The following is a 5,853-nucleotide window of genomic DNA, read 5'->3' as shown; positions in this document are numbered from 1 at the left end:
GCGTCGGGCATGCAGCCGCTTTTTCATGTCGTCGAGGCTCGCGCCGCGCTCAGGGCGTGCAGACGATGGCGGTCAGGAACGGGAACGCGGCCTTCACGGTGGCGGTGCTGCCGGCGGCGCGTACCTTGGCCTCGACACTGCTTTTCGAGCCGCGCACCACCACGCCGTAGCCCCATTGGTCGATCTGCGTGCCGTCGCCATGCTGGAACAGCGGATCGTTCTCCTGGTAGCCGAGCACCACGTAGACCGAAAAGCCGTAGGCCGTCAGCGGGTGGGCGGTATGGAATGCGTTCATCGAATTCGCTTCGACGTGCATCGGCTTGGTGTCGATGTCGCCGGCTTCGGCCAGCGGCGCGACGAATTTGTGGCCGTTCCACGAGCAATCGAGCGCAGCGTCGAGCGCTTTCGGCTCCGCGGCGAAGGTGGGCGAGGTGGCAGTCAGCAGGGCGGCGCAGGCTAGGCCGGCGGCCGCGAGGTGGTGTGCTTTCATACGGCGCAAGTCGGTGATGTTGTTGTTCTGGTGGCGAGAAAGCCGGTGCGCATGCAGCCGGCCCGCCGCGCCCGGTTGACCCTGATCGCCGGCGCGGCGTGTTTCGATCATAGCGAAAACGCGGCGGCGGCGCAGCGGTTTGCCGTTGCCTTGTGATGTGGCGCCGAGGCAGAGGCCGCGCGGCGCATGGCGGCCTGCTGCCGCCCTCTGCCGCCTATTGCGGTTCGCGTTGCAGATACTGCCGGACCTGTTGCAGGCTCACGCGCCCGCTGTGGGCCGTGTCGATCTGGTCGAAATGGCGCGCGATGAACGGCAGGCCGTGGGCCCGGGCCTGCGCCGCGGTGATCGTCCGTCCGTCCGACAGCGCGGCATTGGTGGCCAGGCTCGCGGCGAGCCGCGAGCGGGCCTGCCGGGCCAGATCGCTGCCGGTGGTGGCCGAGGCCGGCGCGGCAAGCGGCTGGCGCGGCCGGAACGGGCCGTCGACGCCGCCTTGCAGCGGTACCGGGGTGGACACGGCCTGCTGCGCGGCCGCGGCGGCGGGGCCGGCGGGCAGCGCCAGCGCGGTGGCCGCCACGACCGCCAAGGCCCGGGCCGCCAACGAAACGGCGCGGCCCAGTGCCGCGAATGACATACCGCGCGGAATCGGATGCGGATGGAGCATGGCGTGTCTCGTCGAGAAGGGGAGCGGCATCAGCGGGCCGCGATCGCGGTGTTCGAGGTTCGCGCGGCCGCCGGGCTTTCGTCGGGCCAGGGCGCGGGCAATTGCGCGAGCGACAGCGCGTTGGCGATCGGCCGGTTCGCGAAGAACGCGGCCAGATCGGCACGCAGGCGGGGCCGCGCGTCGTTGTCGAGATAGATCATGTGGCCGCCCGGGTAGAACGTCATCTGCAGATTCGGCGCGATGCCGGGCACGGTCTGCAAGCGCGCGAGCTGGTTCTCGGTCAGGAAATACGGCGTGGCCAAGTCGTGATAGCCGTTGGCCGACAGCACCTTCAACTGGGGATTGAGCTGGAGCGCGGCGAGCAGGTCTGGGATGGTGTCGGGCACGGCTTGCCCGGCGTGGCTGAAATCCCAGCCGTTGATGACGGCGTTGTTCAGCGTGGCGTAGGTCGCGTTCGGCGCCTGATAGCCGAGCTCGTTGGGCAACTGCGCGGCCAGCACGGCGGTGAACGGTTGTGAAACGAGGATGTCGGACGGGTCCGAATCCGCCTGCAGGCGCGGGTCGCCGCTCGGCAGGATCACGCGGCCGTCGTAGCGGCCGATGGTCGAGCCGGGCACCAGCGCGCGGCCGTAGAACTTCGTGCCGAAATACGCACTCAGCGAGGCAAACGACAGGGTGGTTTGCGTCGACCATTGCGACAGCGTGTTGATGTCGGGGTAGGTCGGCGTGGGCACCAGCGGGGTGCCGGCGAAGAAGAAGCTCGGGCCGTATTGCGCGAGCTGCGCGTATTGGGCGGTCGCGAAGGCCTGCATCTGCAAGGCGAATTGCGCCGGGTCGGCCGGCGCGGGCGACACCTGGTTGAAATAGGCGGCCACCTGCGCGTAGCCGAGGAAGTAACCGATCATCCCGTCGGTCGCGGCCTTCAGCGCCAGCGACGCGCTGGCCGTGTTGCCACCCGTGATCGCGTAGGTTTCGCCGGGGTCCGCGAAGTAATTGAGGATCGACGACTGCAGCACGATGCCGCTCAGGTTCACGCCGGCCGATTCGAGCGCCAGCGCCAGCATGTTGGTGCGCGGCGTGCCGTACGACTCGCCGTACAGGTACAGCGGCGCGCTGGTGCGCTGGTTGACGGCGATATAGCGGCGGATGAAGTCGCGCATCACGGCCACGTCGGCATCGGTGCCCCAGAACGTCTGGTTGGTGTTCGGCGCGATGGCTTCCGAGAAGCCGGTGCCGGGCGGATCGATGAACACCATGTCGGTGGTGTCGATCAGGCTGTCGTCGTTGGCGACCAGCGGGAAGTCGGGCCAGTTCGTCATGAGCGGATCGGGCGTGGCCACGCGGGTGGGCGCGAACGCGCCGAGCCGCAGCCACACCGACGACGAGCCGGGGCCGCCGTTGTAGAAGAACGTGACGGGGCGCGGCTGGCCGTCCTGGCTCGGCGCGGTGTAGGCCACGTAGGACAGGCTGGCCTCGGGCGTGCCGTCCGGGGCCAGCGCGCTCAGATGGCCGGTGGTCGACGTGTAATCGACGCTCTTGCCGTTGCCGGCCCACTGGCGATGCATGACCGCCGCCGATTCGTTGACTTGCCACAGATTCAGGCTGGCGCCCGCGCCGGTGGCGTATGCGGTGTTGTCGATGAAGGCCTGGTTCGAAACGGCGCCGAGCGCGCTGGGGCTGCCGTTGTTGTCGTCGCCGCCGCAGGCCGCCAGCGCCAGTATGGCGGCCGCCAGGAGGCCCGCTCCGATATGCCGGATCGCGCGCGATCCGCTGCGGGCTCCCGTTCCCGAAATCGATTTCGACGTGTTTCCCCGCCCCGTGTTGTCTCTTGCTTTCATCCCTGTTCCCTTGCCGGAAAGTCGATGCAATTCGGACTTTTATTTGCCGATATGACGATGGATTTATTCTTTTTCTTGTTAACGGCGGGGATGGCGGGGAATGCAGCGCAGGAAAGAAAAATAGTGCTGCCAATCGAAATTTGAAAAGGATCGTATGGATTGTTATTGGCGAATTAGCGGGTAAACGGGAAAGGGAAAACCCGCTAATTAAAACCGCAGACGATTATCGACAGGGTTTGCGCTTCGGCGCGGAACGGCGGCCGGGCGGGATGTCGGGCGCGGCGGGAGAGGGCGCGAGGCACAACCGATCGAAGCCGCCACGATCGGAACGTGAACCGAATGGATAATCGCCCGACATGGCCTCGGACGGCGCCGCCCGATTCATCGTCTTGCAGTCGGGTTTCGAATCGATTTCAACCGCACACGCCGAGCCGTTCGGCGCGCGGTGCAAGCTCGTGCCGAATCGCATTGCGCCGCGCCGAACGTCAATCGCGGTGCAGCCGTTGCAGATAATGCTCGCAGCGCGCGCGCAGCGCTTCCATCTGCGGCGAGCCTTCGTCGGCGAGCAGGCCGTCGGCGAGGCCCGGGCCGCTGCCCGAGGTGGCCACGTCGTAGATCTCGTTGGCCAGGCCGCGCGCGGCCATCGCGATGCGAATCCGGTCGAGCCACTCGCATTCCACGCGATGGCTGTCCAGCCATAGGCGGGTGGCCGCCACGATACGGTCGGGCGGCATCCAGCGCCCGGTCTGGATGCGTGCGACCAATTGGCTCGTCACGAGGTAACGGAGCAGGTCCACTTGTGTCACGCGTCAGTCCTCCATGCTTGGCCGGGTTCGGCGGCGATGCCGGCCCGGTACGCCGCGTCGGCCGAGAGGGCCAGGGATGCGGCGGCGTATCCATTCCCTTCAGCAACGGCCATGCCAGCCGGGCAGGCCGCGCGCGGCACATGTCTTGCGGCTCATGGTGTCCATCCACGACCGGAGGGTTTATGCAACACGATCTGACACGACCCCTGACACGACCCGTATGGCGCGCGTTCGCCATGGGCGCGCTGTGTGCGGGGCTGCTCGCGGCGGCCGGCTGCTCGAAGCAGAGCGATAGCGGCAGTGCCGGCAGCGCAGCCAGTGCACCGGCCGCATCGAGCGATACGTCGCAACCGGGTGCGGCCAGCGGCGTATCGCCGGCCCCGATGACGGCGCCGGGCGCGGCTTCCGACGCCACGGGCGCATCCGATTCGTCGGGTGCCGCCGGTGCGTCGCCGGCCTCGGGCGCGTCGGGGGGCTGATCCCCCGTCCCCGCCGGCCACCGCGTGCGGCCGGCGGGTTTTCGCATTGGATTACCCAGGACCGGGAGGCTTTATGAGCAGCACCTTGAACCCCGACAACGAACCGCTCGATCCGTCGGGCGGCAACGGCAGCGATGCCGACGCGCTCGGCCCGAGCGATTCGTCGGACAGCGGCAGCGACACGCGCGGCGCGAAACGCCGCCCGTTCGACGTGGACGACGAGCTCGACGCCCATGCGCTCGAACGCGGCGCGGCGGCCGGCGCGGCGGGCACCGACCGCGCCGGCACGGGCGAGCGCGCGTCGGCGGACGGCGATTCGAACTTCGTCGATAGCGCCGACATCGAGCCGGACCGCACCGGCCGGCTGGCCGACAGCGACGACGCGGAGCAGGACGACGACGCGCCATGAGCGCCGACGGCCGGCGCCCGCGCGTGGCGCCATCGCCGTCGATCCGGCAAATCTTTCAATATCGTTTGAAGTAAATGATGAAAAACGGTGACGCCGGCCGAATCCGCGCCGGGGTTACCCAACCGATCGAGGAGGTATGCGATGCAACGACGCCATCCGAATCGCTCGCGAGACATGCGCGGGCCGGCGAACTGGCAGGAGCGCAACGAACGGGCTTACTGGGGCAGCGACGAGCACGACCTGCCGCATTACGACGACCTGTTGCTGCCCGACGACGAACGCGACATCGATTTTCAGGACGCCCGCGAGCGCCTGCCCGCCGAGCGTTTCGACGCGCGGCGCGAGCGCGGCGAGCACGACGCCCGGCACGATTCCGGCGATGCACGGCGAGCGCGCGGTGCGGCCGATGAAGGAGGGCGGGAGCGTGATGCCCAGCGTGACCCGGTACGCGTCGGCGGCGGCCCCGCGCGGCCGGCCGCGCCCAGCGAACGCGAGCATGGCGGCCACGCGGGCGAGCACGCTGCGCGCCGCGACGCGCGCTACGGCGATGCGCCGCGGCACGAGCAGAGCGAGCAGCACGCGTGGCAGGGCGGTGGCCACGGCGCGCCGTCGCACGCGCGCTACGATCCGCCGCCCACCACCTATCACCCGCGCCACGCCGAGCGCCGCGCGCAGCCCCTGCGCGGGCCGAAGGGCTACACGCGTTCCGACGAACGGATTCGCGAGGATGTCTGCGAGCGCCTGGCCTTCGCCATCGATATCGACGTGAGCGAGGTCAGCGTGGCGGTGGAGGCGGGCTGCGTGCGGCTCGACGGCACCGTGCCCGAGCGCTGGATGAAGCACGAGATCGAGGATCTGGCCGATAGCTGCGTGTGGGTGCGCGACGTGGACAACCGGGTGCGCGTGGTGCGCGGACGCATGCCCGACGACGTGCCGCAGTCGGCGGCGCGTGGCGGATCGGGTTCGGGGGCGGCGCCGCTGGCCGGCCCCGATCCCGCCGCGCAGCCGTCCGGTGCGATCGGCCCGGCTGGCCCGGCGCAGCCCGATGCCGCCACCGTCGCGCCGGGGCCGGACGACCGCCGGCATTGAGCCGGGCGGCGGCGCGCCGTCAGCGGCGCGCGCTTTCCTCGAGTTCCTGCTCCAGGCCATGCTCGCGCATCAGCGCGAGCC

Annotated in this window: 7 protein-coding genes; 3 read left to right on the top strand and 4 right to left on the bottom strand. The window is 69.4% G+C overall.

What is annotated here, in order from left to right:
* Positions 1 to 49: 49 nt before the first annotated feature.
* From ACYP33_RS06490 to ACYP33_RS06475, 4 genes are all read right to left on the bottom strand, one after another.
* Positions 50 to 490 carry a hypothetical protein gene (locus ACYP33_RS06490; protein WP_414449861.1) on the bottom strand — a complete coding sequence of 147 codons (441 nt, stop codon included), beginning with the start codon at positions 488 to 490 and terminating at the stop codon, positions 50 to 52.
* Between the two features lie 214 nt (positions 491 to 704).
* On the bottom strand, positions 705 to 1,121 hold the full coding sequence (locus ACYP33_RS06485) for a hypothetical protein (protein WP_459621050.1): 417 nt from the start codon (positions 1,119 to 1,121) through the stop codon (positions 705 to 707).
* 59 nt (positions 1,122 to 1,180) lie between these two features.
* Positions 1,181 to 2,989 (bottom strand): S10 family serine carboxypeptidase-like protein, encoded by a 1,809-nt coding sequence (locus ACYP33_RS06480; protein WP_459620487.1) that lies wholly within the window; start codon positions 2,987 to 2,989, stop codon positions 1,181 to 1,183.
* 485 nt (positions 2,990 to 3,474) lie between these two features.
* Positions 3,475 to 3,795, bottom strand: coding sequence for a hypothetical protein (locus ACYP33_RS06475; RefSeq protein ID WP_414444577.1), 321 nt, complete (start codon positions 3,793 to 3,795; stop codon positions 3,475 to 3,477).
* Positions 3,796 to 3,977: 182 nt separating this feature from the next.
* Between ACYP33_RS06475 and ACYP33_RS06470 the strand changes: the two genes are divergently transcribed.
* The 3 genes from ACYP33_RS06470 to ACYP33_RS06460 all read left to right on the top strand — a co-directional run bounded on the left by ACYP33_RS06470 (position 3,978) and on the right by ACYP33_RS06460 (position 5,772).
* Positions 3,978 to 4,274, top strand: a complete 297-nt coding sequence (locus ACYP33_RS06470; protein WP_414449857.1) for a hypothetical protein — start codon at positions 3,978 to 3,980, stop codon at positions 4,272 to 4,274.
* Positions 4,275 to 4,347: 73 nt separating this feature from the next.
* Positions 4,348 to 4,683, top strand: a complete 336-nt coding sequence (locus ACYP33_RS06465; protein WP_459620484.1) for a chemotaxis protein — start codon at positions 4,348 to 4,350, stop codon at positions 4,681 to 4,683.
* A gap of 141 nt (positions 4,684 to 4,824) precedes the next feature.
* The gene (locus ACYP33_RS06460) at positions 4,825 to 5,772 is read left to right on the top strand and encodes a BON domain-containing protein (protein ID WP_459620483.1); all 948 of its coding nucleotides are present in this window, start codon (positions 4,825 to 4,827) and stop codon (positions 5,770 to 5,772) included.
* Positions 5,773 to 5,853: the final 81 nt, after the last annotated feature.

It is taken from the genome of Burkholderia sp. 3C (genome assembly GCF_054589155.1).
The sequence above is the reverse complement of the archived record's forward strand: the minus strand, read 5'-3'. Positions and strand labels throughout refer to the sequence as shown.

Coding starts and splice junctions, on each gene's coding strand:
- ACYP33_RS06465 (WP_459620484.1), top strand. CDS start 4,348: ATGAGCAGCACCTTGAACCCCGACAACGAACCGCTCGATCCGTCGGGC.
- ACYP33_RS06480 (WP_459620487.1), bottom strand. CDS start 2,989: ATGAAAGCAAGAGACAACACGGGGCGGGGAAACACGTCGAAATCGATT.
- ACYP33_RS06485 (WP_459621050.1), bottom strand. CDS start 1,121: ATGTCATTCGCGGCACTGGGCCGCGCCGTTTCGTTGGCGGCCCGGGCC.
- ACYP33_RS06460 (WP_459620483.1), top strand. CDS start 4,825: ATGCAACGACGCCATCCGAATCGCTCGCGAGACATGCGCGGGCCGGCG.
- ACYP33_RS06470 (WP_414449857.1), top strand. CDS start 3,978: ATGCAACACGATCTGACACGACCCCTGACACGACCCGTATGGCGCGCG.
- ACYP33_RS06490 (WP_414449861.1), bottom strand. CDS start 490: ATGAAAGCACACCACCTCGCGGCCGCCGGCCTAGCCTGCGCCGCCCTG.